The 24,609-nt window shown below is 53.0% G+C and carries 21 protein-coding genes; 20 read left to right on the forward strand and 1 reads right to left on the reverse strand.

The genetic code is table 11. The features are described 5' to 3' along the window. Positions 1 to 24 precede the first annotated feature (24 nt). The 8 genes from CRO05_RS08160 to CRO05_RS08200 all read left to right on the forward strand — a co-directional run bounded on the left by CRO05_RS08160 (position 25) and on the right by CRO05_RS08200 (position 9,814). Positions 25 to 777 (forward strand): dienelactone hydrolase family protein, encoded by a 753-nt coding sequence (locus CRO05_RS08160; protein ID WP_097066765.1) that lies wholly within the window; start codon positions 25 to 27, stop codon positions 775 to 777. Positions 778 to 1,036: 259 nt separating this feature from the next. Continuing rightward, positions 1,037 to 2,161, forward strand: a complete 1,125-nt coding sequence (gene ald / locus CRO05_RS08165; RefSeq protein ID WP_097066766.1) for an alanine dehydrogenase — start codon at positions 1,037 to 1,039, stop codon at positions 2,159 to 2,161. 23 nt (positions 2,162 to 2,184) lie between these two features. Beyond that, positions 2,185 to 3,114, forward strand: a complete 930-nt coding sequence (locus CRO05_RS08170) for a hypothetical protein (protein ID WP_097066767.1) — start codon at positions 2,185 to 2,187, stop codon at positions 3,112 to 3,114. Positions 3,115 to 3,301: 187 nt separating this feature from the next. Next, positions 3,302 to 5,005 carry a YbaL family putative K(+) efflux transporter gene (gene ybaL, locus CRO05_RS08175; protein ID WP_097066768.1) on the forward strand — a complete coding sequence of 568 codons (1,704 nt, stop codon included), beginning with the start codon at positions 3,302 to 3,304 and terminating at the stop codon, positions 5,003 to 5,005. 192 nt (positions 5,006 to 5,197) lie between these two features. Further along, a complete protein-coding gene (locus tag CRO05_RS08180) occupies positions 5,198 to 5,551 on the forward strand; it encodes an arsenate reductase family protein (RefSeq protein ID WP_097066769.1) in 354 nt (117 codons plus the stop codon). An 847-nt stretch (positions 5,552 to 6,398) separates the two neighbouring features. Next, complete coding sequence (locus CRO05_RS08190) at positions 6,399 to 7,904, forward strand: HAMP domain-containing sensor histidine kinase (RefSeq protein ID WP_097066771.1); 1,506 nt, start codon at positions 6,399 to 6,401, stop codon at positions 7,902 to 7,904. After that, positions 7,901 to 8,431: a dihydrolipoamide acyltransferase gene (locus CRO05_RS08195; protein WP_097066772.1), complete on the forward strand. Its 531-nt coding sequence runs from the start codon at positions 7,901 to 7,903 to the stop codon at positions 8,429 to 8,431. Before CRO05_RS08190 ends, CRO05_RS08195 begins: the two co-directional genes overlap by 4 nt. A gap of 12 nt (positions 8,432 to 8,443) precedes the next feature. Further along, the gene (locus tag CRO05_RS08200) at positions 8,444 to 9,814 is read left to right on the forward strand and encodes a sigma 54-interacting transcriptional regulator (RefSeq protein WP_097066773.1); all 1,371 of its coding nucleotides are present in this window, start codon (positions 8,444 to 8,446) and stop codon (positions 9,812 to 9,814) included. Between the two features lie 19 nt (positions 9,815 to 9,833). Here CRO05_RS08200 and CRO05_RS08205 read toward each other — a convergent pair whose 3' ends face one another. Then, positions 9,834 to 11,393 carry a LodA/GoxA family CTQ-dependent oxidase gene (locus CRO05_RS08205; protein ID WP_097067874.1) on the reverse strand — a complete coding sequence of 520 codons (1,560 nt, stop codon included), beginning with the start codon at positions 11,391 to 11,393 and terminating at the stop codon, positions 9,834 to 9,836. Between the two features lie 280 nt (positions 11,394 to 11,673). Between CRO05_RS08205 and CRO05_RS08210 the strand changes: the two genes are divergently transcribed. The 12 genes from CRO05_RS08210 (at position 11,674) to CRO05_RS08270 (ending at position 24,534) form a co-directional block, all read left to right on the forward strand. After that, positions 11,674 to 12,345, forward strand: a complete 672-nt coding sequence (locus tag CRO05_RS08210) for a dienelactone hydrolase family protein (protein ID WP_097066774.1) — start codon at positions 11,674 to 11,676, stop codon at positions 12,343 to 12,345. Between the two features lie 27 nt (positions 12,346 to 12,372). After that, a complete protein-coding gene (locus tag CRO05_RS08215; RefSeq protein WP_097066775.1) occupies positions 12,373 to 13,053 on the forward strand; it encodes a phosphoribosyltransferase in 681 nt (226 codons plus the stop codon). 99 nt (positions 13,054 to 13,152) lie between these two features. Beyond that, complete coding sequence (locus CRO05_RS08220; protein WP_097066776.1) at positions 13,153 to 14,526, forward strand: erythromycin esterase family protein; 1,374 nt, start codon at positions 13,153 to 13,155, stop codon at positions 14,524 to 14,526. Between the two features lie 254 nt (positions 14,527 to 14,780). After that, the gene (locus CRO05_RS08225) at positions 14,781 to 18,092 is read left to right on the forward strand and encodes a PEP-CTERM sorting domain-containing protein (RefSeq protein WP_159462710.1); all 3,312 of its coding nucleotides are present in this window, start codon (positions 14,781 to 14,783) and stop codon (positions 18,090 to 18,092) included. A 130-nt stretch (positions 18,093 to 18,222) separates the two neighbouring features. Next, positions 18,223 to 19,002 (forward strand): Kazal-type serine protease inhibitor family protein, encoded by a 780-nt coding sequence (locus tag CRO05_RS08230; RefSeq protein ID WP_097066778.1) that lies wholly within the window; start codon positions 18,223 to 18,225, stop codon positions 19,000 to 19,002. A gap of 189 nt (positions 19,003 to 19,191) precedes the next feature. Further along, on the forward strand, positions 19,192 to 19,458 hold the full coding sequence (locus CRO05_RS08235; protein ID WP_143860899.1) for a hypothetical protein: 267 nt from the start codon (positions 19,192 to 19,194) through the stop codon (positions 19,456 to 19,458). Between the two features lie 109 nt (positions 19,459 to 19,567). Next, the gene (locus CRO05_RS08240) at positions 19,568 to 20,017 is read left to right on the forward strand and encodes an Hsp20/alpha crystallin family protein (RefSeq protein WP_097066780.1); all 450 of its coding nucleotides are present in this window, start codon (positions 19,568 to 19,570) and stop codon (positions 20,015 to 20,017) included. Between the two features lie 247 nt (positions 20,018 to 20,264). After that, positions 20,265 to 21,899 (forward strand): chaperonin GroEL, encoded by a 1,635-nt coding sequence (gene groL / locus CRO05_RS08250; protein WP_097066782.1) that lies wholly within the window; start codon positions 20,265 to 20,267, stop codon positions 21,897 to 21,899. 216 nt (positions 21,900 to 22,115) lie between these two features. After that, on the forward strand, positions 22,116 to 22,619 hold the full coding sequence (locus CRO05_RS08255) for a BCAM0308 family protein (RefSeq protein ID WP_097066783.1): 504 nt from the start codon (positions 22,116 to 22,118) through the stop codon (positions 22,617 to 22,619). Between the two features lie 121 nt (positions 22,620 to 22,740). Next, on the forward strand, positions 22,741 to 23,190 hold the full coding sequence (locus CRO05_RS08260; protein ID WP_097066784.1) for a CBS domain-containing protein: 450 nt from the start codon (positions 22,741 to 22,743) through the stop codon (positions 23,188 to 23,190). A 155-nt stretch (positions 23,191 to 23,345) separates the two neighbouring features. Continuing rightward, positions 23,346 to 23,858: an Hsp20/alpha crystallin family protein gene (locus tag CRO05_RS08265; protein ID WP_097067875.1), complete on the forward strand. Its 513-nt coding sequence runs from the start codon at positions 23,346 to 23,348 to the stop codon at positions 23,856 to 23,858. Positions 23,859 to 23,874: 16 nt separating this feature from the next. Continuing rightward, positions 23,875 to 24,534: a YbhB/YbcL family Raf kinase inhibitor-like protein gene (locus CRO05_RS08270; protein WP_339389580.1), complete on the forward strand. Its 660-nt coding sequence runs from the start codon at positions 23,875 to 23,877 to the stop codon at positions 24,532 to 24,534. Positions 24,535 to 24,609: the final 75 nt, after the last annotated feature.

The raw sequence follows: 24,609 nt of genomic DNA on the forward strand, positions 1-24,609 counted from the left end.
TAGGAATAATAGGAGACGCGCGCGGTGAGCGCGATAAAAGGCTTTTCCGAGGAAACGTTTACGGCAGACGATCGTACGTTTACGCTCTTCAGGAAAGGAGAAGGGCCTGGCGTTATTCTCCTGCACGAGTTGCCAGGTCTTACTCAGGAAACTGTCGAATTTGCAGAGTGGATTGCCGATCGCGGTTTTCACGTTGTCATGCCGCTCCTGTTCGGCAGGCCGCTTCAGAATCCCATACTCGGTCTCCTGAAGGCGCCATTCGTCTGCATTCGAAAGGAATTCAACATTCTTGCGGCGGGTAAATCCAGCGCCATCACGGTGCCGCTGCGGGCATTATGCGGAAAAGTGCATGCCGAGCGAGGCGGACCGGGCATAGGGGCCATAGGCATGTGCTATACCGGCGGCTTTGTTTTCGCGATGATGCTGGAAGCATCGCTTCTTGCGCCCGTAGCGGCGCAACCCAGTCTTCCATTATTTCAACCCGACGCGCTCGATGTCGAGCCGGAGGTACTGGCATTCGCCTCCAGTCGCGAAGACACGATGTCGTTACTCGGACTCCGCTTCAAGGACGATTTTCGTTGTCCTGCGGCACGTTTCCAGCGGCTGGAAAAATCGCTCCAGAACGCGGCAGGATCAGCGAGGCCGCGCTTTCGTTCCATAACCGTGCCCGGAAAAGCGCATTCAACCCTTACGCTCGATTATCAGACCGCTCTCGACCAGGGAATCGATACACGAGAGCTGGTGCTCCAGCACTTGCGCGCGCAGTTGCACGATTGAACGGCCGGGTGTCCCGATGATAGTGTAAAAGGTTCAAGCGGAATGCTAATTTTCCAGCGATTTTGCCATTGGGTTGTTATACTCAAGGCTGAATGATGGCGCAAAAGGACGGAGCTACCCGTGGAGGCAATCGCGGCGTGAACAGCAGGCTCCTGGTCGAATTCACCCCTGATTGAAGCGCGTGAGAGTATCCACGAACCTTGTAATTCGTGTCATTTTCGCGACAAGATAACGTTACTCGTCAATAGTCGGGAATAATATGCTGGTTGGATTACCCAAAGAAACCAAGGATCACGAAGACCGGGTCGGCATGACGCCCAGTACGGTCAAAGCCCTGACACGGCGTGGACATCAGGTACTCGTGCAGAGCGGCGCCGGGGAGGGCAGCTTCCTTTCAGATGCAGAATATCGATCAGCCGGAGCAGTAATTGTCCCCCAGGCTGAAGACGCCTGGGCAGCTCAAATGGTGGTTAAAGTCAAAGAACCCACCCCGGCCGAATACCGTTACCTGCGCGAGGACATGATTCTTTTCACTTATCTTCATCTGGCTTCGGACATGTCTCTAACCGACGCTCTGCTGAAAAGCGGTGTCACAGCCATAGCGTACGAAACGGTCCAGACCGAAGATGGGAAATTACCCCTGTTAACGCCCATGAGCGAGGTTGCAGGCCGCATGGCTACTCAAATCGGCGCGACCTATCTGCAAAAAACGCACGGCGGCCGAGGTGTATTGATGGGTGGTGTTCCTGGTGTCCCATTCGCTAATGTCGCAATTCTTGGCGGCGGCATCGTCGGTACGAATGCCGCTCGTGTCGCTGTCGGATGCGGGGCCCAGGTTACTGTCCTGGACGTGAGTCACGATCGCCTGAAATACCTGGATGACATTTATCGGGGGCAATTACAGACGCGCTTCAGCGATGAATACAACATCGAAGAGATAATCTACAATGCCGACCTGGTAATCGGCGCGGTATTGATTCCCGGTGGGCGGGCCCCCTGGCTTGTGACAGCCGGGATGTTGCCCAATATGCGAAAGGGTTCGGTAATCGTCGATGTGGCAGTGGACCAGGGCGGATGTGTGGAAACAACGCGGCCTACGACTCACAGCAATCCAACCTATGAGCTGGATGGCGTGGTGCATTACTGTGTCGCCAACATGCCGAGCGCAGTCCCACGCACCAGTACCTTCGCACTTAACATCCAGACGGCCGTTTATACGTTGCAGTTGGCGGACGAAGGATTGGATGCCTTGCGAAAAAATCAGGCATTACAAAATGGTCTCAACACGCATCGCGGATCGGTGACCTATCCTGCTATCGCAGAGGAATTCGGTATGGAGTATATCGATCCGATGCAGGCATTAGCGCACGCTATCAACTACTAATCGATAATCAGGAGCCCGGAAAAATGAAATTCACATATTCCACGTTTTCACAAGCATTGCTCGCCTCTTTGCTTGCCCCGTTGCTCGTTGCGAGCCAGCCCGCTTTAGCCAATGTCGATATCGTCTTTGATTATCGATATGACAGTTCCAGTTTTTTCAGCGGCGCAAATAGTCCCCGTCAGAACTTATTGAATGCAGCCGCCTCTGTATTCGAGACCCGTTTCCAGGACGATCTGACCGCAATCTCGTCATCGGGTTCTAACGGGTTTCACGCACGTCTTTATCAGCCGGACAACGGTAAGATCATTAACATTCCCAACTACAGTGTCGCCGCTGATCAGATTGTAGTTTTTGTCGGGGCCTATAATATTCCTGGCAGTTTGGCAGTAGGTGGTCCGGGTGGGTTCTCCAGCAGTGGCTCCGCCGATTTCCTCGCCAATGCTTCCAGTAGAGGGCAGCCCGGAGCGCTTTTATCCACGCAGACGGATTTTGGTCCCTGGGGTGGCAGGATTTCTTTTAATAATACGTCCAACTGGTATTTCGACTCCGATATCAAGACAAATGAATCTTTCTCAGGTCAGTATGATTTTTATTCGGTAGCTGTACATGAACTGGCTCATGTTCTGGGTTTCGCCAGCGCTCAATCTTTTACCAATCTAAGTTCCGGCGGCGTGTTTACCGGCTCCGCCGTTAATGACCTGCTTGGTTCGAATCCTTCCCTTGCCAGCGACGGACATTGGGTATCTGGACTCAGCTATGATGGACAGGCAGCAGCGATGACCCCAGGCATTTCCGCTAACCAGCGCAAGCATTTTACGGAACTTGATTTTGCTGCAATGAAAGATATAGGGTGGGAAGTTTCTCCAATACCGGAGACGGAAATCTGGGCCATGATGCTTGCCGGGTTGGGACTGCTGGGCTGGCGCTTTCGCGCTTCTCAACGCAGAGGCTGAGCATTTGGATTGGGATGCACCAATTATTTCATAACTGATCTGCTGATTATCAAAGTACCGTAAAACGCATCTTCCGACACCGTAATTGCATTCTCGTCAAATCAGGGCACTGCACGATCGGCGATAAACCCGTCAGGTCTTGGGCCGTGGTCAGCCCTCTGTACGCGGCAAACATGCGGCAAAACACATGCCCCACAGTTTTACCCTGATCACCACCATTGCGGTCAGCTTCGGTCTTGCCCTGCTGATGGGGCTCATCGCTCACCGGCTGAAGTTGCCGGTATTGCTTGGCTATCTGGTTGCGGGAGTAATTCTCGGTTCCAATACGCCGGGCTTCGTAGCCGACATTGAGTTGTCGGGCCAGTTGGCGGAAATCGGGGTTATCCTGCTGATGTTCGGAGTCGGACTTCACTTCTCGCTAAACGATCTGCTGGCTGTCAGACGGATTGCCTTGCCTGGTGCGATTGTGCAGATCGGGGTGGCTACCACTTTTGGCGCCATCGTCGCTGTTTCATGGGGTTGGAATCTGGCTGTGGGCATTGTATTCGGTGTGGCGCTTTCCACAGCGAGCACAGTCGTGCTGCTGCGGGCGCTGGAGCAGCGCGGCCTGCTCAAGTCCGTCAATGGATCAATCGCGGTTGGCTGGCTTATTGTCGAGGACCTGGCGATGGTTCTGGTTCTTGTTCTATTGCCTCCGCTTGCGGGTTGGTTGGGTACCAATTCGGACGGGTCCGCGGGGGAAGCCAATTCCGATTTACTGACAACGCTACTGTTCACCTTCGGGAAGGTATCGCTTTTCATCGCTCTAATGCTTGTTGTCGGGAAACGTGTATTTCCCTGGCTGCTTTGGCACGTCGCCAGCACTAATTCGAATGAGCTCTTCATCTTGAGCGTGATCGCGGTGGCGATAGGTATAGCCTATGGGTCCGCAATGCTCTTTGGCGTCTCTTTCGCACTAGGTGCTTTTTTTGCTGGCATGGTCATGCGGGAGTCCGATTTGAGTCATCGGGCGGCGCAGGAATCCTTGCCTCTCAGAGACGCTTTTTCAGTGCTGTTTTTTGTTTCCGTAGGAATGCTGTTCGATCCGGATGTGCTGATAGAGCAACCGCTCCACGTTCTCGCTACACTGGGGATTATTATCGTAGGCAAGTCGCTGGCAGCCTTTTTACTGGTACTCGCTTTCCGCTATCCTTTGAACACGGCGCTCACCGTGTCCGCCAGTCTCGCGCAGATTGGCGAATTCTCGTTCATCCTCGCAGCGCTGGGCGTTTCGCTCGGGCTGCTGCCGGTTGAGGCTCAAAGCCTTATACTGGCAGGGGCTTTTATCTCGATTACCCTAAACCCGCTTGTATTTCGGGTGATCGAACCCGCGCAAGCCTGGATACGTACCCGCTCCAGGCTCGCCCGCATCCTGGAGCGCTCCGACGATCCGCTGGCGGAACTGCCGACGACCGTTACGTCAAGCTATGTCACAAGTCATGTGGTGATTGTCGGCTATGGCCGTGTCGGCGGGCATATAGGTGAAGCCCTAGCCGAGCAGGGATTACCACTCGTCGTGGCGGAGCAAAACCGGGAGATAGTGGAAGGATTACGCAAACGTGGAATTCATGCTGTAGCAGGCGACGCCGCCGAACCTGCCGTATTGATACAGGCGCATATCGCGCGCGCCGCTATCCTGGTAATTGCGGTTCCCGATACACTACGGGCTCGGCGGATGATCGAAACCGCGCGTATGCTTAATCCCCCGATTGAGATTATCGTGCGCACCCACAATGACGAAGAAGCGGCGTTGCTACGGAGGGAAAGCGGGGGAGCGGTGTTTCTGGGCGAGCATGAGCTCGCTCTTAGCATGACTCGGCATGTACTGACGAAAATCACGGCCAGCAAATGAAAAACAACATGAGATATGCGGTAAAGTGATATGGAAGATGAAGATTGAGTGACGCAAGAAAGTCTTGCGTGCGATGGCGCTGAACCGAAGAATGGAGGGTCGACCGCCGATTCAGGTTGAACGGCAGCTCGAAGTCGTCTTGAACTCTCCACGCGGCTTGGCGCGCCATAGATTGACATTGGAGGAAATTGGATGAGTGACAAAATTCTCGTTTATCAGAAACCTACGTGCAGTAAATGCAGGGCCACACTTGCTCTTCTCAAGAGTAGCGGGAAAGAGTTCGATGCTGTCAATTACTACGAAGTGCCTTTGACGGTGGAGCGATTACGTGAATTGATTGGTAAGCTGGGCTTGCCGGTACGGGACGTGCTGCGCAGCGACGAACCGCTGGCACGCGACTTGGGACTTGCCGGGCGGCAGCTATCCGATGACGAATTGATACGGATCATGGTGGAAAACCCGGATTTGATTCAACGGCCTATCGTTGTGCGTGGTGATGAGGCGGTGTTGTGCCGCCCGCCGGAGAATGTGAAGAAATTTTTATAATGCTTATACCCCGATAATGGAAAATGCGTGCAGCTTATGCCGTCTCTATGCGACGCCTGAGTGTCGCCCTGATCGCATTTGTTCAGGCGATATGAATAATATGCTCTTGCACTATCTCAAATATTTGAAACAGTTACCCGCAAGCATTAAACTCTTACAGGGCTGAACGGGCTGCAGGCAACGAGCGTCGGCGAGTCGAAGCGATATGAAAATCAGATAAGAAGGAATGACAGTGAATACGATAACGGCCGCTATTTTACGGTTAATTACTCCAATTGTTCTTGCTACCATGCTGGGAGCCTCCGCTACTGTTGCGCAGGCAGAATGCGCCGGATGTTTATGTCCCGGGAATCCCTGCAAGTTGTGTTCATTGCCGCCCATGGAAAACACTCCGCCTGCCCCCGACGAATCTGCGACATGTCTTAAAATCAGGGAGAAAGTACCTGCCGTTTCGAAAAAAACGGAGCCGAATGAGCATTATGCAAGTTTAAATAAGTCAATCATGGAATGTGTAAGAAACGGCGGTGATGTTGTGATGAATTCGCGCCGAAACAAGGAATTTCCTTCCAAGCATTATTGCAAGCCCTACGTCGCTTCACCGGCAAGAAATTAGAATCAGGGGCAGGTGACAGAGGGTGGGCGCGCTTCCACGGAAGGATCGAGTAAGCAGGTCAAATAAGCAGATCAAGTTTGTGCGTCATATTTCGCGCAAGTCTTCAGCAGTTTTATTACTTTATTATCCCAGGTTTCAAAGTTTTCTAAACATGATAGTCAACGTGAGTGTGGGGCCAGCGACGCGAATAGAATTAGAATCGTTCCCGTTTTGGACTATATCCGAAGGAAAGAAATGATTGCTCGCGGAGACACCGTCAGGCAGGACAGCGGAACTGGCGGAAGTTCTTTCTCACGTTTGCGGCGCGATCCCAAGTCTTTCCTCAAATTGATCCTGCTTGGGTTCGCGCTTGTAGGTTTGCCGCTGATCATCGCACTTGTCAACAGCGCGTTTTCCATTGACCGGTTGGCGGATCAGAGCCGAAAGGCCGTGTATCAGGCCGCGCAAATCGCGCATAGTAGCCGTGCTCTGGCTGATGAGATTGCAACCATGGAGCGCGCTGTGCGGCAAACCCATATTCTTGGCGACACTTCCCTGCTCGAAAATTATTTTCGTGCGCATACTAAATTCGAGGGCATGGCGGCAAGCCTTTCCGAACTCTCATTGCATACTGAACAGAAGGAATTGCTGACGGAACTGCAATCCTCCGAAGCCTCGATTTTCCAGAAAATATCGGCTGTAAAACAATCGCCGGAACAACTGCGCGATCTGATTGGGAGCTTCGCATTGCTGCGGGATTCAGCACGAACCTTTTTTTCGGTCGGTTATACCTTGATCGAGCGCGAGGTGGATGAAATGCAGGACATGGCAGGGTACGCGCGCTTTACCGTCGGGTGGCAACTGCTCGCTCTGATCCCATTTGCAATTTTGCTCGCGTTCTTTTTTTCAGTGCGGATTGCACGCCCGATTCGTCAGATTGACGAAGCCATCCGCAACATGGGGCAAGGTGAACTGTATAAGCCGATACGTGTGGATGGTCCTCAGGATCTGGTGTATTTCGGCGAACGCCTTGACTGGATGCGCCGCCGCCTGCTGAAGCTCGAAGAGCAGAAAACCCGGTTTTTGCAGCATGTTTCTCATGAGCTCAAGACGCCCCTCACGGCAATGCGCGAAGGTGCGGATTTGCTTGCGGAAGGTGTGGCCGGGGAATTGACCGAAGAACAACAACGTATTGCGAGAATCCTTCACAGCAATAGCATGCAACTCCAGCGACGCATCGAGGATTTATTGAGCTATAGCGCTCTCCAGGCGGAGAAAGCCGCGCTGGTGAAAAATGAGGCGAATCTGACAAAAATTCTGGAGGCGGTACTACAAGACCAGAATCTTATTATCATGAGCAAAGGCTTGAGAATTGATTTATCTTGCCCGGAATTGATAATCGACTGCGACGAACAAAAAATCAAGGTAATCGTGGATAACCTGCTATCGAATGCGGTGAAATTCTCTCCTTCCGGCGGTTGTATTCGCATCTGGACAAGCAAGACGGCCGATGTGGTTCAACTGGATATTGTGGATGCTGGCCTGGGTGTTGACGAGGCGGATCGGGAGAAAGTATTCGAACCGTTTTACCAGGGGCGGAGAGTCCTTGACAGCCATGTGAGGGGCACTGGACTCGGCCTATCCATTGCGCGCGAGTATGCGCTGGCGCACGGGGGTAACATAATGCTTATATCGCAAGTTGGCGTTGGCGCCCATTTCCGTCTCACCATACCTGTTTGCGATCCGGAGGGCTCCACATGAGTACGGGTCGAAAATTATGGATTCTGCCGGCAATGATGTTGACGTTGCTCACTGCCTGCTCGGTCATTCCGGGAATTCAGCCGATAGTGGCGTCACGATCAACTGATCTGGTTGTAACCGGTCAGATGGATGATATGATGGAGTTTTACGAATCCATACGTAAACTGCCGGCGCCAGAACTCGGCCAGGTATATGAAACGGTAAAACAGAAATTCGTACGGAACAAAAGCGACGCAAACCGAGCCAGACTGGTATTACTTCTCATCCTGCCCAATACTTCCTTTCGCGACATAAACTCGGCACTCCACCTGCTGAATGAGTGGCCGCGGGAGGCGCAACCGACAACCAATTTGCAAAATTTCAGAAACCTGCTCGCGGCTCTTCTTGCGGATCAACAGCGACTGCATCATAGCGTGGAAGAGTTGTCGCAGAAGTTGAAAGATGAGCAAAAACGTGTAGAGACGCTTAAAAGTCAAATTGATGCCATAAAAAGCATGGAAAAGAATCTCATTCTCAGAGAACTATAAATTCAAATAAATATGTCCGATTCCAAGCCAAGAATACTCATTGTCGACGACGATACAGATCTGCTTGAATTACTCGTCATCAGGCTGACAGCCGCTGGCTACAAGGTAGAGGCTGTGCAAAGTGCAGAGGCAGCGCTGAATTATCTGGATGTGTCTCGCCCGCAACTGGTCATAAGCGATATGCAGATGAGCGGTATGGATGGCATGGCGTTATTCGAACACATCCATCGCGCGCTGCCGACATTGCCAGTAATCATACTAACCGCGCATGGCACCATTCCCGACGCTGTTGCAGCCGTCCAGCGAGGCGTATTCGGTTATCTGGCCAAACCATTCGATAGCAAGACTCTGCTGGCTAACATTAGCCAGGCTCTCAGGTTTGTTCCCGGGGCGGTATCGCAGGTCGAGATATCGCAGGCCTCCTGGCGTAAAAATATCATCACCCAAAGTGCCATCATGGAGGATTTGCTCACCAAGGCCGGGCTGGTAGCCGAAGGGGACGCTAGCGTGCTGATTTACGGCGAAAGCGGTGTAGGCAAGGAATTATTCGCGCATGCCATACATGAAGCCTCCAAGCGCCGTCATCACCCGTTTGTGGCGATAAACTGCGCCGCAATTCCGGAACAACTACTGGAATCCGAGCTGTTTGGACACGTCAAAGGTGCGTTTACCGGCGCTGTCCGGGATCACAAGGGATTATTTCAGCTGGCCGAGGGCGGGACGCTGTTTCTCGATGAAATTGGCGATATGCCACTTTTGCTCCAGGTCAAGTTATTGCGTGTTCTGCAGGAAAGACATGTGCGCCCGGTTGGATCCACCCAATCGATTGCCGCGAATGTTCGCATTATTTCCGCAACTCACCGTGATCTCAAGGCAGAAATCGCTGCCGGCTCTTTTCGGGAAGACCTTTACTACAGACTGGACGTGGTGGCATTAACCATTCCGGTTTTGTCCCAGCGGCGCGAGGATATTCCCTTGCTGACAAATTATTTCCTCAGCATGTTTTCGGAGAAGTATCAGAAAAATATCAATGGGTTTTCCCCCGAGGCCATGGAGATGCTGGTTAGCGCATCCTGGCCGGGTAACGTGAGACAACTGATGAACGTTATCGAGAGATGTGTTGCACTGAGCACGGCTCCGCTCATATCGCCCGTACTGGTTTATGACGCCATGCACCGGGAAGAGGAGCAGCTCGTCTCTTTCGAGGATGCGCGTAAAAGTTTTGAAAGAGATTATCTGGTGCGCGTGCTGAAGATAACCGGCGGCAACGTAACACAGGCAGCGCGCCTGTCCAAACGCAATCGCACCGAGTTCTACAAGCTGCTTCAGAGATACCAGCTAGACCCCTCCGTTTTCAAGCAGCCGCAGAATTCACAAGGCTGAAGGCTGATGTCGATCCAGGTCAAGTCTGGCCCGCTATCGGATTACGCTCGTCCTCAACGAATTTATCGTCCTTTTTAACGATAAAGCCAAGTTCAGTCCACCACCGGACCATATCGCCATAGTCTTCTATGCCTCGTGAGAACGGCTGAATCTCTCCTGAAGCGGTGACGACATCGACGGGACGTTGCGCAGGCCACCAAAGTTCGCCACAGGCCAGAAAGTCGGCCTGCCATGGCAATGCCATGCGCTCGGTCAGAAAACCAGGGGGCAGGGTATGCTTGATCCGGAACGAAGATTCATAGGTTGCGGCCTGTGCGATTACATACGTTACCTCAATGCCAGGAAAGAAGGGGGCGCCTATACAACCTTCCAGTGCTGCTCGTGTCAAAGCCTCGGGTTGCTGATCCAGGGGTAATTCGTTGAAAGGGACGGGCTTGGGCTCAGCCGTCCAGTCGGCATGGAAATCCCCCTGTGCCCATTTTTCCATCATGGTGTACTGGTACTCCGTCAGCGCGGTGTACTCGCCACGCTCAGGGTTGTCCGGATCCACTCCGCTATTCACTTTCGGCATGCTGGGCGGAGTTTGACGGGGAGGGGTATTGGGATCGACAGGGGTATTGGGTTTCATCAGCCACGTCAAAACCATTTCACGTGCGGCTTTTCCACTCTCAGTCTTGTCTGCCAGTTTGCTCAGCCGTGCGGGATTAAGAAAATTTCCAGCATCGCCGTGATGACGGTTTCTTTGCTCGACCACCCAATGAATCATGACGACCCGCTTCAGGATCGGGTAGATGTCCCGCGTAAAGGATGGTACATCTTTTATATGACGTGGAGAGAAATTCCTGGTGGCAACATTCACGGCCTGGTCATACCAGGTCGTTACGTTTTCGATGCCGGGCGCGTAAGAGGGCGGAGCGACAACAACCCAGGCGCCGCCTTCCGCGCTGCCGGGCGTTTCTCCCTCGACCTCTACGACAGCATTTACCGGCCCATCGGCGACTCCGTCGTACCAACCATCATTGTTTGCAAAATTATCCAGACCTCGACCAATGGGCGAGGCCGATTTACCTGGCCCGCCAACGACGATCAGCCGTCCTTCTCCGTCGGTGAGAAGCGTCCCAAGCTCAACCTTTGCACTGCCTTCGACGTTGCCGTTCTTAATGAAATTGATTTCACCGCTTAGCGTGCCAATGGTCTGGTTCTTCCCGGATATGGATTGTAATGAGGCATCCATGATTAATCCCGCCCTATCGTACTCGGCGTTTCTGGGCGAAGAAGACGGTCCTCCCGGGGGGAAATTCCCTCCCGCTGCTTTCCTGTTGACGAGATGCACACTCCACGTGATTTTCGTCTTTTCATCCATGACAAGTTCGCTGTCGAAAGTCTCTTTGCCGAAGTCATCGCGAATAAATTTATAAATCCGGAATCGAACCCCTTGCGGCTTTATTTTTCCTGAAGTATCGCGATACGGTCCTTCGGGAACAACTCCTGGGGATTCCGGCCCCAGGAAATAACCAGTTTCACTGTTTCCTATCCGCGCAACACCTATTGCAGGATAAATCCGATAGATCGTTTTCATTGGTATTTTCTCCTTGTCCCTAATTCCCTGACTTCCCGCCAATATTTGCCGTTCCAGGATCATAGAGGAAACTCTCTCCCCGCCTATGTTCGGCAGCGCACGGAAACAACATCGACTGACGACAAAAATAGTTGGAGGAGGCTGCATTCGCGATTTTCCATACACAAGCTGCTGGGTACGCCCAAAAATCGATAATTGCCGGGTACATGTTGTAGCAGGGTGGTTGTAGCAGGGCGCCTACCGTATTAACGTACTAGCACTGAATTCTGCGAGACAAATTATGAGTAAACCCTTAAATAGCCATAATCCCGAAACGACGCCCGTTAAAATCCCGGCCGGAGAGGTGCTGTTGAGCGCAGATCTTACCGTACCGTCAGAGGCGAAGGCTATTGTCGCTTTCGCTCATGGAAGTGGTAGCAGCCGGCATAGCACTCGTAATCGTTATGTGGCGGAAATGCTGAACGGATACCAGTTCGCAACGCTGCTCGCCGATCTTTTGACAGAAGAGGAAGAAGTTGTCGATATGCGGACAAGGCATCTGCGCTTCGATATTCCCATGCTGGCGGAGAGGCTGATACACGTCGCGGCATGGCTGCAAAGTGAACCGCGAACAAGGCATTTGAAAATAGGCTGGTTTGGTGCGAGCACAGGCGCTGGCGCCGCACTGATTGCTGCAGCGCGGCGACCGGAAAACGTCATGGCCGTCGTTTCAAGAGGTGGACGGCCGGATCTGGCGGGGGATTACCTACCGGATGTCCTGGCGCCCGTGCTTCTTATCGTAGGAGAAAATGACCCTCAGGTTCTGGAATTGAACAAATCAGCGCTCGCCAGGCTTAACGTCCAATCCAAACTGGAAATCGTGCCGAATGCGACCCATTTATTTGAAGAGCCTGGCACCCTGGAGGCGGCCGCGCTTCTGGCAGCCGAGTGGTTTCAGGGGAATTCGGATTAGCCCCAAAAAAAAGACAAAGGTTATTTAATGGCAAGCACCGTTCACTATTTCGCAGACAGGGCGGAAGCCGGAAAGATGCTCGCTGAAGCATTATCCGCCTACGCCGGTAGAACCGATGTCCTCGTTCTGGCGCTTCCCCGCGGCGGTGTGCCGGTAGCTTATGAAGTCGCAAAGACGCTGGCTGCGCCGATGGACCTATGGCTGGTCCGCAAGCTTGGCGTGCCTGGCCAGGAAGAACTGGCGATGGGTGCAATGGCGGGGAAAGATACTCGCATTCTCAATCAGGAAATCATCAACATTCTGAATATTGATCAAGCCGCCATTGATGCCGCCGTAGCCAGGGAACAGAAGGAACTGGAAAGACGCAACAGGCATTACCGTCAAGGCAGGCCGCCGCCCGATATCGAGGGAAAAACCGTCATTATTATCGATGACGGTCTTGCCACCGGCGCGACCATGCGCGCTGCTATTGCCTCCCTCCGCCACGTGGGCGCCAAACGGATTATTGCCGCTGTGCCGGTGGGCGCCGCGGCAACCTGCAGCAAAGTTCAGAAGGAGGCGGATGAGCTTGTGTGCCTGTTTACACCCGAACCTTTTTACGGCGTAGGACAATGGTATAGCGATTTCTCGCAGACCTCGGATGAGGAAGTGCTGGCGCTCCTCGGCCCAGCCGCCACAGCCGGTAAAAACCGTGCTTCATGGATGTAAGTGGCCTGGGAGGTACGGAATAGGTACGGAATGAAAAATGGAAAGCTTCTGGAGATTTACTGAAACCGGATTTCCGCCCAAAAGCGAAGAGGTTCGAATATGCCTGATCTAGACTCCCGCCACCATCTGATCGATACACTGGAAAAGCAAGCGCAACCATTGCTGGAAGCCGGCACCGATCAGGGGGGATTAATACAAACCCTGCGCGAGCATGTCAAAGGAAAGAAGTTCGTCCTGATCGGTGAAGCCACCCATGGCACCGCTGAGTTTTATCAGCTTCGCGCTGAAATGACTCAGCATCTCATCGTGGAAGAAGGATTCGACGCTGTCGCGGTTGAGGCCGACTGGCCCGACGCCTACAGGGTTAATCGCTATGTATCCGGCCGATCGGAGGATACGAACGCCGATGCTGCCTTGTCCAATTTTGAACGGTTTCCCACATGGATGTGGCGTAATACCGTAGTCCTCGACTTTGTTACATGGCTGCGCAATTACAACGAAGAGGCCAGGAAATATAAGGGTCAGCAGGAATCGGTGGGGTTCTACGGCCTTGACTTGTACAGCATGACAACCTCCATGGAGGCGGTGCTCGCGTATCTGGACAAGGTCGACCCGCAAGAAGCCGCTGCCGCGCGGGCGCGTTATGGCTGCTTTGGCCAGTTCATCGGCAATCCCCAGGCGTATGGTTATGCCATTGCCTCGGGCCGGTGGGATTCATGCGAGGAGGAAGTCATCTCACAGCTCATGCAACTGCAACGCAAGGCGAGGCTCTATCTTGAAAAGGACGGTGTCTTTGCCGGAAACGAATATTTCTCTGCGCAGCAGAATGCCGAACTGGTAAAAAATGCCGAGGAATATTACCGCGCCATGTTCAGGGGCCGGCCCAGCACATGGAATTTGAGAGACAGGCATATGTTCGAAACGCTCGAAAAACTTGCCAGTCATCTGGAATCCCGGTTGGGACGCGAGGCGCGAATCATTGTCTGGGCACACAATTCCCATCTGGGCAATGCTGCTGCAACCGATATGGGACAGCGCGGTGAAGTCAATATCGGCCAGCTGGTCAGTGAAAATTATACCGATAAATCGCTTCGCATCGGATTTTCGACCAGCTGCGGAAAGGTGACGGCGGCCACGGATTGGGACGGACCCGCCGAAACGAAAACTATTCGTGACCCGTTGCCTGATAGCTACGAAGAGATTTTTTCGCAGCTCGAAAAGAAACGTTTCTTTTTTAACCTGAGGACCGGAAGCGAAGCGGTTGACATGTTAAGAGCGAAAAGGCTACAGCGGGCGATCGGCGTGATCTATCGGCCCGAAACCGAGCGGGTCAGCCATTACTTCTACACCTCTCTGCCAAGACAATTCGACTTCATGATTCACATCGATAGAACGGAAGCTCTGCAGCCATTGCCGGCGTTTGTCCAGAAAAGGCCCGGCGAATTGGACGAGACCTATCCGTCTGGCTTGTAGGTTGCTAACTCCATAGCACTTTTCTCCCCATCTCCGTTTTTCGGAGTACCAGAAATTTTGTGCGGGCCGTGCGGCCTGTCCGTGGAAGACGATCCAATTCAGTCTACCGCTAGACCTATGCCCCTCTTTTCCTCCGGCCACCACTAATCCCTTGCTTTTTAAAAAATCTCACCTATTTTTAATAATGCCGTCTCTCCGGCAGCACAAAAAGAAGTCGTGAATAGCGGAATCCGTGATCCCTTTAGGAGATGCAGATGAAAAATACAAAGAAAAATTATCAAGCTAAACATATCAGGCCAGCCCGAAGCTATTTCCGAATATTGCCGATCGCGGCAGCGATGGCTGCGTCCGGCTTCATTCAGCCAGCTCTTGCCGTCGATCGAACGTGGTTTGGCGGTACGGGAGACTTTGGAGTCGATACGAACTGGTCACCTGCTGGTGTGCCGGGCAGCGGCGACAAGGCGATCATCAATGGTGGCAACTCAACACTATCGTTTAATAGCGGGATAGCGGGTCTTGATTTTCTCGGTGGAAGCCTCCGAGGTGATGGCGACTTGGCGGTAAGTGGTTTGACCACTTACTCTGGTGGACAGATAGGGGGTGATGGCGGCAATGTCATTGCCAATGGCGGGTTGAATATCTCTGGCGCCAACAACAAGATACTTGGGCATTCGAACGGTACGGGGTCAAGCGGTATTGTCAACAACGGTGCAGGCACCTGGACTGGCACGGGCGACATCAGGAGCTGGGACAGTGGGCGCTTCACCAACAGCGCAGGCGCCACCCTTGATATTCAAACTGATGCAGACTTCGTTAACGGCACCTTCATCAACCAGGGCACGCTGACCAAATCGATTGGTGCGACCGACGGCTCCGACAAGACGGTAATCAGTGCGCTATTCAATAATTCCGGTTCAGTCAATGTAACGCAAGGGGTTCTGTCATTAACGGGTGGAGGCACCCATACTGGCAGTTTTGCCAGCGACAGCGATGGCTGGATTGAATTTGCCGGGAGTTCCAGCAAGCCCACGCACGATTTGAATGCCGGTGCCAGCGTAACTGGCAATGCGCGTATGGTGAGCAGTTTTGGAGAGCTGGTTGTTAACACCGGCGCGACCTACAATGCCAGCAAGACCGAAATCATAGGCAATGGCAAGTTTAGTGTGGCTTCTGGTGTGACGGCCAACACGGGCACGCTTACCATGTCCAGTGGCGATCTCCATGGAGTTGGCGATCTGGCGGTAAGTGGTTTGACCACTTACTCTGGTGGACAGATAGGGGGTGATGGCGGCAATGTCATTGCCAATGGCGGGCTGAATATCTCTGGCGCCAACAACAAGATACTTGGGCATTCGAACGGTACGGGGTCAAGCGGTATTGTCAACAACGGTGCAGGCACCTGGACTGGCACGGGCGACATCAGGAGCTGGGACAGTGGGCGCTTCACCAACAGCGCAGGCGCCACCCTTGATATTCAAACTGATGCAGACTTCGTTAACGGCACCTTCATCAACCAGGGCACGCTGACCAAATCGATTGGTGCGACCGACGGCTCCGACAAGACGGTAATCAGTGCGCTATTCAATAATTCCGGTTCAGTCAATGTAACGCAAGGGGTTCTGTCATTAACGGGTGGAGGCACCCATACTGGCAGTTTTGCCAGCGACAGCGATGGCTGGATTGAATTTGCCGGGAGTTCCAGCAAGCCCACGCACGATTTGAATGCCGGTGCCAGCGTAACTGGCAATGCGCGTATGGTGAGCAGTTTTGGAGAGCTGGTTGTTAACACCGGCGCGACCTACAATGCCAGCAAGACCGAAATCATAGGCAATGGCAAGTTTAGTGTGGCTTCTGGTGTGACGGCCAACACGGGCACGCTTACCATGTCCAGTGGCGATCTCCATGGAGTTGGCGATCTGGCGGTAAGTGGTTTGACCACTTACTCTGGTGGACAGATAGGGGGTGATGGCGGCAATGTCATTGCCAATGGCGGGCTGAATATCTCTGGCGCCAACAACAAGATACTTGGGCATTCGAACGGTACGGGGTCAAGCGGTATTGTCAACAACGGTGCAGGCACCTGGACTGGCACGGGCGACATCAGGAGCTGGGACAGTGGGCGCTTCACCAACAGCGCAGGCGCCACCCTTGATATTCAAACTGATGCAGACTTCGTTAACGGCACCTTCATCAACCAAGGCACGCTGACCAAATCGATTGGTGCGACCGACGGCTCCGACAAGACGGTAATCAGTGCGCTATTCAATAATTCCGGTTCAGTCAATGTAACGCAAGGAGTTCTGTCATTAACGGGTGGAGGCACCCACACTGGCAGTTTTGCCAGCGACAGCGATGGCTGGATTGAATTTGCCGGGAGTTCCAGCAAGCCCACGCACGATTTGAATGCCGGTGCCAACGTAACTGGCAATGCGCGTATGGTGAGCAGTTTTGGAGAGCTGGTTGTTAACACCGGCGCGACCTACAATGCCAGCAAGACCGAAATCATAGGCAATGGCAAGTTTAGTGTGGCTTCTGGTGTGACGGCCAACACGGGCACGCTTACCATGTCCAGTGGCGATCTCCATGGAGTTGGCGATCTGGCGGTAAGTGGTTTGACCACTTACTCTGGTGGACAGATAGGGGGTGATGGCGGCAATGTCATTGCCAATGGCGGGCTGAATATCTCTGGCGCCAACAACAAGATACTTGGGCATTCGAACGGTACGGGGTCAAGCGGTATTGTCAACAACGGTGCAGGCACCTGGACTGGCACGGGCGACATCAGGAGCTGGGACAGTGGGCGCTTCACCAACAGCGCAGGCGCCACCCTTGATATTCAAACTGATGCAGACTTCGTTAACGGCACCTTCATCAACCAGGGCACGCTGACCAAGTCGATTGGCGCGACCGACGGCTCCGACAAGACGGTGATCAGCGGAGCGTTCGAAAATTCGGGCTCGGTTAACATACAGCAGGGCACGCTGGAAGCCACCAGATCGTTCAATAATCAAGGCGTGATCAACGTCGCTACAGGAGCGGTATTCCATGGCAGTAATGCGAACTTCGCGAATGACGGAATCCTTCAAGGCAACGGAACGATTCAAACCGACACCAACAACGACCTGGTCAATACCGGGGAAATCAATCCCGGAGATGCCATTGGTCATCTTACTATCGACGGTGATCTCAATCAGGCTTCAGGCGGTGTAATCAACTTCGAGCTAGCCAGCCTGAGCAGCTTTGACCAACTGACGATTACCGAGGATGTAATGCTGGGCGGTGAAATTGCCATATCGAATTTCGGCTATACGCCTGTGGTCGGCGACACCTTTGTGGTGGCAACTTTCGATGAGCGTCTGGAAAATTCGACATTCGCCTCCGTCAGCACTCCTGGATTTGGCTCGGCTGTGGACTTCGACGTACTCTACCATGAACACGATGTAACGCTAGCGGTTACCGCGGTGCCCGAGCCCGAACAATACCTGATGTTTCTCGCCGGACTCGGCCTGATGGGTGCCATGGCTCGCCGGCGGAAGACCTGCATTGGGGGTGAGGAAACTATCTAGACTGCGCTCGATTTTATTTGGTTGCCCTGATCTCAAAAAAACACTCGCGCCGCAGGATGTTCCTCCAGGCCGATAGCCCACAAGAGGGGAAGTGGATGTGATCTCGTTAACTGTTGGATGGGAGGAAAAAATGAAAATATTACCTTATGTTTTACTGATCGGAGCAGTCGCGCTTAGCGCACCTGCCTTTGCCGAGAATGATGGAGACCGTGGAGGCGACCGTCCTGCAAGCCGCGCCGTGAATATCTCTCTTGGCAGTACCGGCGGGGCGCTGGATAACGCTGCATTGAAATCAGTCCGCAAGTTGGTAGGAAAAGCGATTACGGCGGACACCGTTGATACTTTCGCTGTTTATAGCCCCAGGGTAGGCGGTCCGGTTCCGATCGAAGGTGGATTGAGCGCATGCGCGGAAGCAGGTTTTAGCTCTACACCCACCCAGTTTAATGCCTTCATCAAGCAGTTGCGGGACATTCGGCCCAAGGCGGGGACCTTCCTCAACGTGGAGCTAACGGATCAATGCAAGCCGATTGATAATGCTGGGTCTGCAGTCTGTGGCGGTATTGCGGGAACAGCCTGTCCTGACGCAAAACAGTTTTGTGATTTTGATATCGGTAAATGCAAGGTGCCGGACGCACAAGGTACGTGCAAGACCAAGCCCTCCATTTGTACCAGGGAGTTCCGGCCTGTTTGTGGTTGCGACGGCAAAACCTATGGGAACGCATGCACCGCAGCAGCGGCGGGCGTATCCATCGAGCATGAAGGGGAATGCAAGAAGTCCGAACCCAAAGCATGCGGTGGAATTGCGGGGATTCCATGCCCTCAAGGCAAAACCTGTATAGACGATCCTTCTGATGACTGCGATCCGAAACGCGGTGGAGCGGATTGTCCGGGGATCTGCGAGCCTAAATAACAGCAGTCCGGGAGGTCCCACAGATTCTTATGGAGACGTCCCGGCTAATGTTAGGCAGCGCACAGAGATGCTCATGATGAGGTGTTAAAAATTGGCAAATTCGCCCCGTCGGGGCGAGAGTGTGCAGTAAATTGGAGTAATACCAATTTGCATAGCCGGGTGGGCCAATTTTTTAAGGGGGAGCATATTTTGTCAAGTTCATCAAGCAAGCCCGGTGTCGGTGTAGAGGAAGACTCGAATAATGACGGCTCTGTTGAGCGCCCCGGGGATTCTTTGCCGGACATGTCAACGACAGCAGAGATAGACCAAGAATCAGTCGAGCATGATATACAAGATCATCACATTATTTCGAGTGCCTTTTATTATGACTTGGCCGGATACGGTTATGACGAAGCGCAGGATGGGCTGGAGGCGGACGCGGAAACAGATGGCGTATATCCCGAAGCGAATTTCTGATCGCCGAAAAGATTCAGACCGAGAGTTGCTTACGCGATCAGGTGAGGGGTAGTGGTAAAGATAGTCGAATTGATAATCGAATTTTTAATATTTCAAAGGAGAAGACATCATGGCAAATATTGCTCGGCGTTCACCGCTTTATGGTGACATTGCTCGCTTCGATCCATTCGCTAATTTTGATGACCTGTTCAGAAATTTCGGAATGCGTCCCTTTTCGATGGAAGGGGAGACGGCTCCCACCATCAAGATCGATTTGAGCGAAAACGATACGGCCTATACCGTACGTGCAGAAATCCCCGGGGTGAAGAAAGAAGACGTGAAGGTGCAAGTAGAGGGAAATCGAGTTTCCATCAGTTGCGAGACAAAGCAGGAAAAAGAGGAAAAAGAAGGCGAAAGAGTGATTTGTCGCGAATGCCATCAGGGATCGAGCTACAGGAGCTTTACTTTGGGGGGCGACGTGGACGAGACCAAAGCTGAGGCAAAGTATGAAAATGGGACGCTGGAACTGACGCTACCAAAGAAAGAGGGCAAGACCGCCAAACGGATCGAGGTTAAATAAACCGATAATTCCGGCAGCAGGTCCTAACGTGCAGCTATGCCGGCCATTCCGCCGGCGAGATTGCCGGTCTGCCCAAGATGAATATGTATCGGCCGCCGTCCTGCATCAAGCGAAGGCATGGATATGATATTGCAATCATAGTTTGCTTCAGACGGAAAGCCGCTCGAGAGGAACTGATCGCACGGGCGGGGGAAATACCTCGCCATGCAAAACTGGCTCGGGTTGCGCGATTTATTCCGGAGGTTTCGTGGCGGCAAAACAGATTCTGTTTCATGAAACAGCCCGTGCCAGAATTATTGAAGGCGTCAACATCCTTGCAGACGCCGTAAAGGTGACGCTTGGCCCAAGAGGGCGGAATATCATTCTCGATCGTGCCTATGGTCCGCCTCTGGTCGCGAACTCTGGTGTCATTGTAGCGAAAGAGATCGAACTCGAAGACAAGTTTGAAAATATGGGTGCGCAGATGGCAAAGGAGGTCGCCAGCAAAACATCCCAGGTGGCCGGGGATGGCACTACCACCGCTACGGTACTTGCACAGGCAATCATCCGCGAAGGCACCAAGTTTGTTGCGGCCGGAATCAATCCGATGGATTTAAAGCGCGGCATCGATATGGCGGTTGCCGCTACCGTCGAGGAACTCAAGAAAATTTCCAAACCGTGCACGACTAATAAGGAAATTGCCCAGGTTGGCGCCATTTCCGCTAATGCGGACATGGCTGTTGGCGAAATTATTGCCGAGGCCATGGAAAAGGTCGGCAAGGAAGGGGTGATAACGGTCGAAGATGGCAAAAGCCTGCAAAACGAGTTGGAAGTGGTGGAGGGGATGCAGTTTGATCGTGGCTACTTGTCTCCATACTTCATCAACACGGCGGATAAGCAGATCGTGGTATTGGACGAGCCATATATCCTTCTGTATGACAAGAAGATCAGCAATATCCAGAACCTGCTCCCACTGCTGGAGCAAATCGCCCAAGCTGGACGTCCGCTACTTATTATCGCGGAGGATGTTGAAGGCGAAGCGCTGGCGACCCTGGTGCTCAACAATATCCGTGGCACATTGAAAGCAGTTGCCGTCAAGGCTCCCGGTTTCGGCGATCGGCGCAAGGCGATGCTGGATGACATTGCCGTTCTCACCGGTGGCAAGGTAATCGCCGAGGAAGCGGGTCTTACAATGGAAAGGGTTACATTGGAAGATCTTGGTCAAGCCAAGCGCGTGGAAACGGGAAAGGAATACACGACACTGATTAGCGGTGCCGGAGATCACGAAACGATTCGGAGCCGAATCAAACACATCAGCAAACTGATAGAAGAATCCAGCAGCGATTACGATAAAGAAAAGTTACAGGAACGTGCCGCCAAACTCGCTGGTGGTGTCGCGGTGATCAAAGTGGGCGCCGCTACCGAAACAGGTATGAAGGAGAAAAAGAGCCGGATTGAAGACGCGATGCATGCAACCCGGGCTGCGGTGGAAGAGGGAGTTCTGCCAGGCGGCGGTGTGGCGTTACTACGGGCCAGAGAGGCAATACGCACACTGAAGGGCAACAATAATGAGCAACAAGCCGGCATCGAGATTGTGCTGCGCGCATTGGAAGAGCCTTTGCGGCAGATCGTGGCAAACGCCGGCGGCGAATCTCCAGTAATCCTCGCCAAAGTGCTGGAGGGCAAGGGCAACTTCGGTTATAACGCGGCGACCGAAGAATACGGCGATCTCGTCGAAATGGGCATTCTCGACCCCACCAAGGTAACACGTTCTGCCTTACAGAATGCTGCGTCGATAGCCGGCCTGATTCTCACTGTCGACGTCATGATTGCGGAATTGACCGAAAAGAAACGGACGGCGGGCAATACAAGTGAAATGATGGAGCTGGATGAGATGGGTTGAGGAATATATAAAAGGCGGCCCAGGCTGATAAATGGTCTCTTGAGAAAAAATCAAAGGGGAAGATTAGCGAGAATCGATCAGAGTGCGCGTCAGTTACAACCTTGCCAACTACGATTTCAACGATGGTCCGTGATGAAGCGCACTATGTATAACAAGACATCCCGGACTTTTCATCCTTAGCGAATAACCAGTGATTCACATAAAAGGAGTCTTATCATGGGCACCCAAACAACTCCGCCAGGCTTCCGCCAGATTTCGCGCCATGACAAACTCTTCAAGGAGCGCGTACATGATGCCTATCGGGCAAGACAAAAGCTTCCGGAGCCTAGCGTATGCCCGCAATGCGGCGCGGTATTCCAGGAAGGGCGCTGGCAGTGGCTTGAGGCTCCCCCCGGGGCGCACCAGCAAATTTGCGCTGCCTGTCAGCGCATCCAGGATGATTATCCGGCCGGTTTTATCACCCTGGATGGGGAATTCTATAACGCGCACCGAAGCGAGATCATGCACCTTGTAAATAACATAGAAAAACGTGAGAAGACCGAGCACCCATTTAACCGCATCATGAAAATCGAAGAAAAAGATGGCGCAACGCTGGTTACAACAACGGATATCCATTTGGCGCGAGGCATTGGTGAAGCGGTACACGACGCCTATCAAGGCGATCTCGAATTTCACTATAACCCTGATGAGTATCTGCTGCGGGTGACTTGGACCCGCTGAACGCCAATGTCGACCAGAATGGGCGATTCCGCTTATTTTGGCTTAACAGCTATTAAAGAATCATGCATGGCGTTGCCTTAAATACTTTGTACCGAACATGTAATTTAAAACGGAGGGCGCTATGCCTATCGGAGAAATTTGCAATCGCGATGTGGTTTTTTTACGCCGTGACGATACCGTTCTGGAAGCGGCCAAACTCATGCGTAAGCATCATGTCGGCGATGTAGTCGTCGTCGAGGAGCGTGATGGTGTCCGGGTTCCTGTCGGGATTGTCACCGATAGGGACCTGGTGGTAGAAATCATGGCCACCGAGCTCGACCATACCGTTATCACGGTAGGCGATATCATGGAGCAGGAATTGATAACAGTGAAAGAAAGTGTGGGAATCTTCGAGGCGGTTCAGTATATGCGCAGCAAGACGGTGAGGCGCTTGCCTATAGTGGACGAAACCGGCGCGCTCCTGGGGATACTGACGCTCGATGACCTATTGGAACTGTTATCGGAAGAATTGCTTGCCATTTCCAAGTTGATCAGCTATCAGCGGCAAAAGGAGACGAGGCGGCGTCACTGATAGCCTGGTATTCGCATCCAAAAGCCTTTGGTCGAGATGCATTACTGAACATACGGAGATGAGGCCGAACACTATGGCAAAGTTGGTCAGGGGCCAATTGTTGATCTTGTCTGGCATCCACCCAATTCTTTCCAATAATGAGAAGGAGCATGATCATGATTGAGTCTTTGAAACACGCCAAAACAAACATCAGCCGTGGGCTTGGCCGAACCTGGGACCATATTTCAGAGGGCTGGCGTGAACTGGCCCATCACAGTAGCGATGCGCTTACTCACTTCGTGCATCGCAAGGATGAGGTGGAGAAGGTGCGGGAGACAGGCGGCATGGTTCCCGCTTTTCGAACCTGGAGCCTGCTGGCGGGAGAGATGGAAGAAACAGACAAGGAGATTCTCGTACGGATAGAAGTACCTGGAATGGAAAAAGAAGACTGTCAAATTACAATCGACGGCAATATGCTTTATTTGAGAGGCGAAAAACGTTTTGAACGGGCCAGGAACGATAGCACCTACCATGTCATGGAGCGCGCCTATGGAGTGTTCCAGCGGGCCATTCCATTGCCGAGCAATGTGGACGCCGATCACGCGGAAGCGGACTACAGGAATGGCGTGCTGACCGTTCACCTGCCCAAGCTGGGTGGGGAGAAAGGACGCCTCATTCCGATATCATGATAAACAGGCCCGATAGATGAGCGCACGGCCCTATTCCGCTGCATGCATACGAAGTGCTGCCCTGCTGGGCATCAGCCTCATCTGCCTGCTGGCGGGAACGGCTGTCACGGCTGTAATGTCTGTGGCGGTTGCGGCTGAAACGGGCTCTTTCACGAAACAGAAGGAAAGAAAGCAGACAAAGGAGAATAAGGAGAAACCCGCCATGCCCATGAACATCACATCTTCATCGTTTTCTCACCAGGGGGCGATCCCGGCACGTCATACTTGCCAGGGGCACGATACCTCACCGGAGCTTTTCTGGACGGATGTACCGGAGGGTACAAAAAGCCTGGCATTAATCATGGATGATCCGGATGCGCCTGATCCTGCCGCGCCCAAGAGAACCTGGGTGCACTGGGTCTTGTACAACATTCCGACCACTGCCAGCGGTTTGGCCGAGGCAATTCCAGCGACAGAGCTTCCATCCGGAACACAAGAGGGGCTCAATGACTGGGAGCGCACCGGCTATGGCGGACCCTGTCCGCCGATCGGCAATCACCGGTATTTCCATAAACTCTACGCGCTGGATACCGTGCTTCCGAACCTGAATCAGCCCACCAAGGCAAAGCTGGAGGAAGCGATGCAAGGTCATGTCATCGGATATTCCGAGCTGATCGGGCTGTACAAGAAGCACTAAGCTCCGCAACGGCGAGCAACTCTATGTCAACAACCTCTTGAGAAGTGGCCATGCTCGAATCAGGGGGAAGCTGAG

The organism is Nitrosovibrio sp. Nv4, assembly GCF_900215485.1.
Lineage (GTDB): Bacteria > Pseudomonadota > Gammaproteobacteria > Burkholderiales > Nitrosomonadaceae > Nitrosospira.

What these genes read in the sequence shown, in the direction of transcription:
- ald (WP_097066766.1), top strand. Translation starts at nt 1,037, where the DNA reads ATGCTGGTTGGATTACCCAAAGAAACCAAGGATCACGAAGACCGGGTC.
- CRO05_RS08170 (WP_097066767.1), top strand. Translation starts at nt 2,185, where the DNA reads ATGAAATTCACATATTCCACGTTTTCACAAGCATTGCTCGCCTCTTTG.
- ybaL (WP_097066768.1), top strand. Translation starts at nt 3,302, where the DNA reads ATGCCCCACAGTTTTACCCTGATCACCACCATTGCGGTCAGCTTCGGT.
- CRO05_RS08180 (WP_097066769.1), top strand. Translation starts at nt 5,198, where the DNA reads ATGAGTGACAAAATTCTCGTTTATCAGAAACCTACGTGCAGTAAATGC.
- CRO05_RS08190 (WP_097066771.1), top strand. Translation starts at nt 6,399, where the DNA reads ATGATTGCTCGCGGAGACACCGTCAGGCAGGACAGCGGAACTGGCGGA.
- CRO05_RS08195 (WP_097066772.1), top strand. Translation starts at nt 7,901, where the DNA reads ATGAGTACGGGTCGAAAATTATGGATTCTGCCGGCAATGATGTTGACG.
- CRO05_RS08200 (WP_097066773.1), top strand. Translation starts at nt 8,444, where the DNA reads ATGTCCGATTCCAAGCCAAGAATACTCATTGTCGACGACGATACAGAT.
- CRO05_RS08205 (WP_097067874.1), bottom strand. Translation starts at nt 11,393, where the DNA reads ATGAAAACGATCTATCGGATTTATCCTGCAATAGGTGTTGCGCGGATA.
- CRO05_RS08210 (WP_097066774.1), top strand. Translation starts at nt 11,674, where the DNA reads ATGAGTAAACCCTTAAATAGCCATAATCCCGAAACGACGCCCGTTAAA.
- CRO05_RS08215 (WP_097066775.1), top strand. Translation starts at nt 12,373, where the DNA reads ATGGCAAGCACCGTTCACTATTTCGCAGACAGGGCGGAAGCCGGAAAG.
- CRO05_RS08220 (WP_097066776.1), top strand. Translation starts at nt 13,153, where the DNA reads ATGCCTGATCTAGACTCCCGCCACCATCTGATCGATACACTGGAAAAG.
- CRO05_RS08225 (WP_159462710.1), top strand. Translation starts at nt 14,781, where the DNA reads ATGAAAAATACAAAGAAAAATTATCAAGCTAAACATATCAGGCCAGCC.
- CRO05_RS08230 (WP_097066778.1), top strand. Translation starts at nt 18,223, where the DNA reads ATGAAAATATTACCTTATGTTTTACTGATCGGAGCAGTCGCGCTTAGC.
- CRO05_RS08240 (WP_097066780.1), top strand. Translation starts at nt 19,568, where the DNA reads ATGGCAAATATTGCTCGGCGTTCACCGCTTTATGGTGACATTGCTCGC.
- CRO05_RS08255 (WP_097066783.1), top strand. Translation starts at nt 22,116, where the DNA reads ATGGGCACCCAAACAACTCCGCCAGGCTTCCGCCAGATTTCGCGCCAT.
- CRO05_RS08260 (WP_097066784.1), top strand. Translation starts at nt 22,741, where the DNA reads ATGCCTATCGGAGAAATTTGCAATCGCGATGTGGTTTTTTTACGCCGT.
- CRO05_RS08265 (WP_097067875.1), top strand. Translation starts at nt 23,346, where the DNA reads ATGATTGAGTCTTTGAAACACGCCAAAACAAACATCAGCCGTGGGCTT.
- CRO05_RS08270 (WP_339389580.1), top strand. Translation starts at nt 23,875, where the DNA reads ATGAGCGCACGGCCCTATTCCGCTGCATGCATACGAAGTGCTGCCCTG.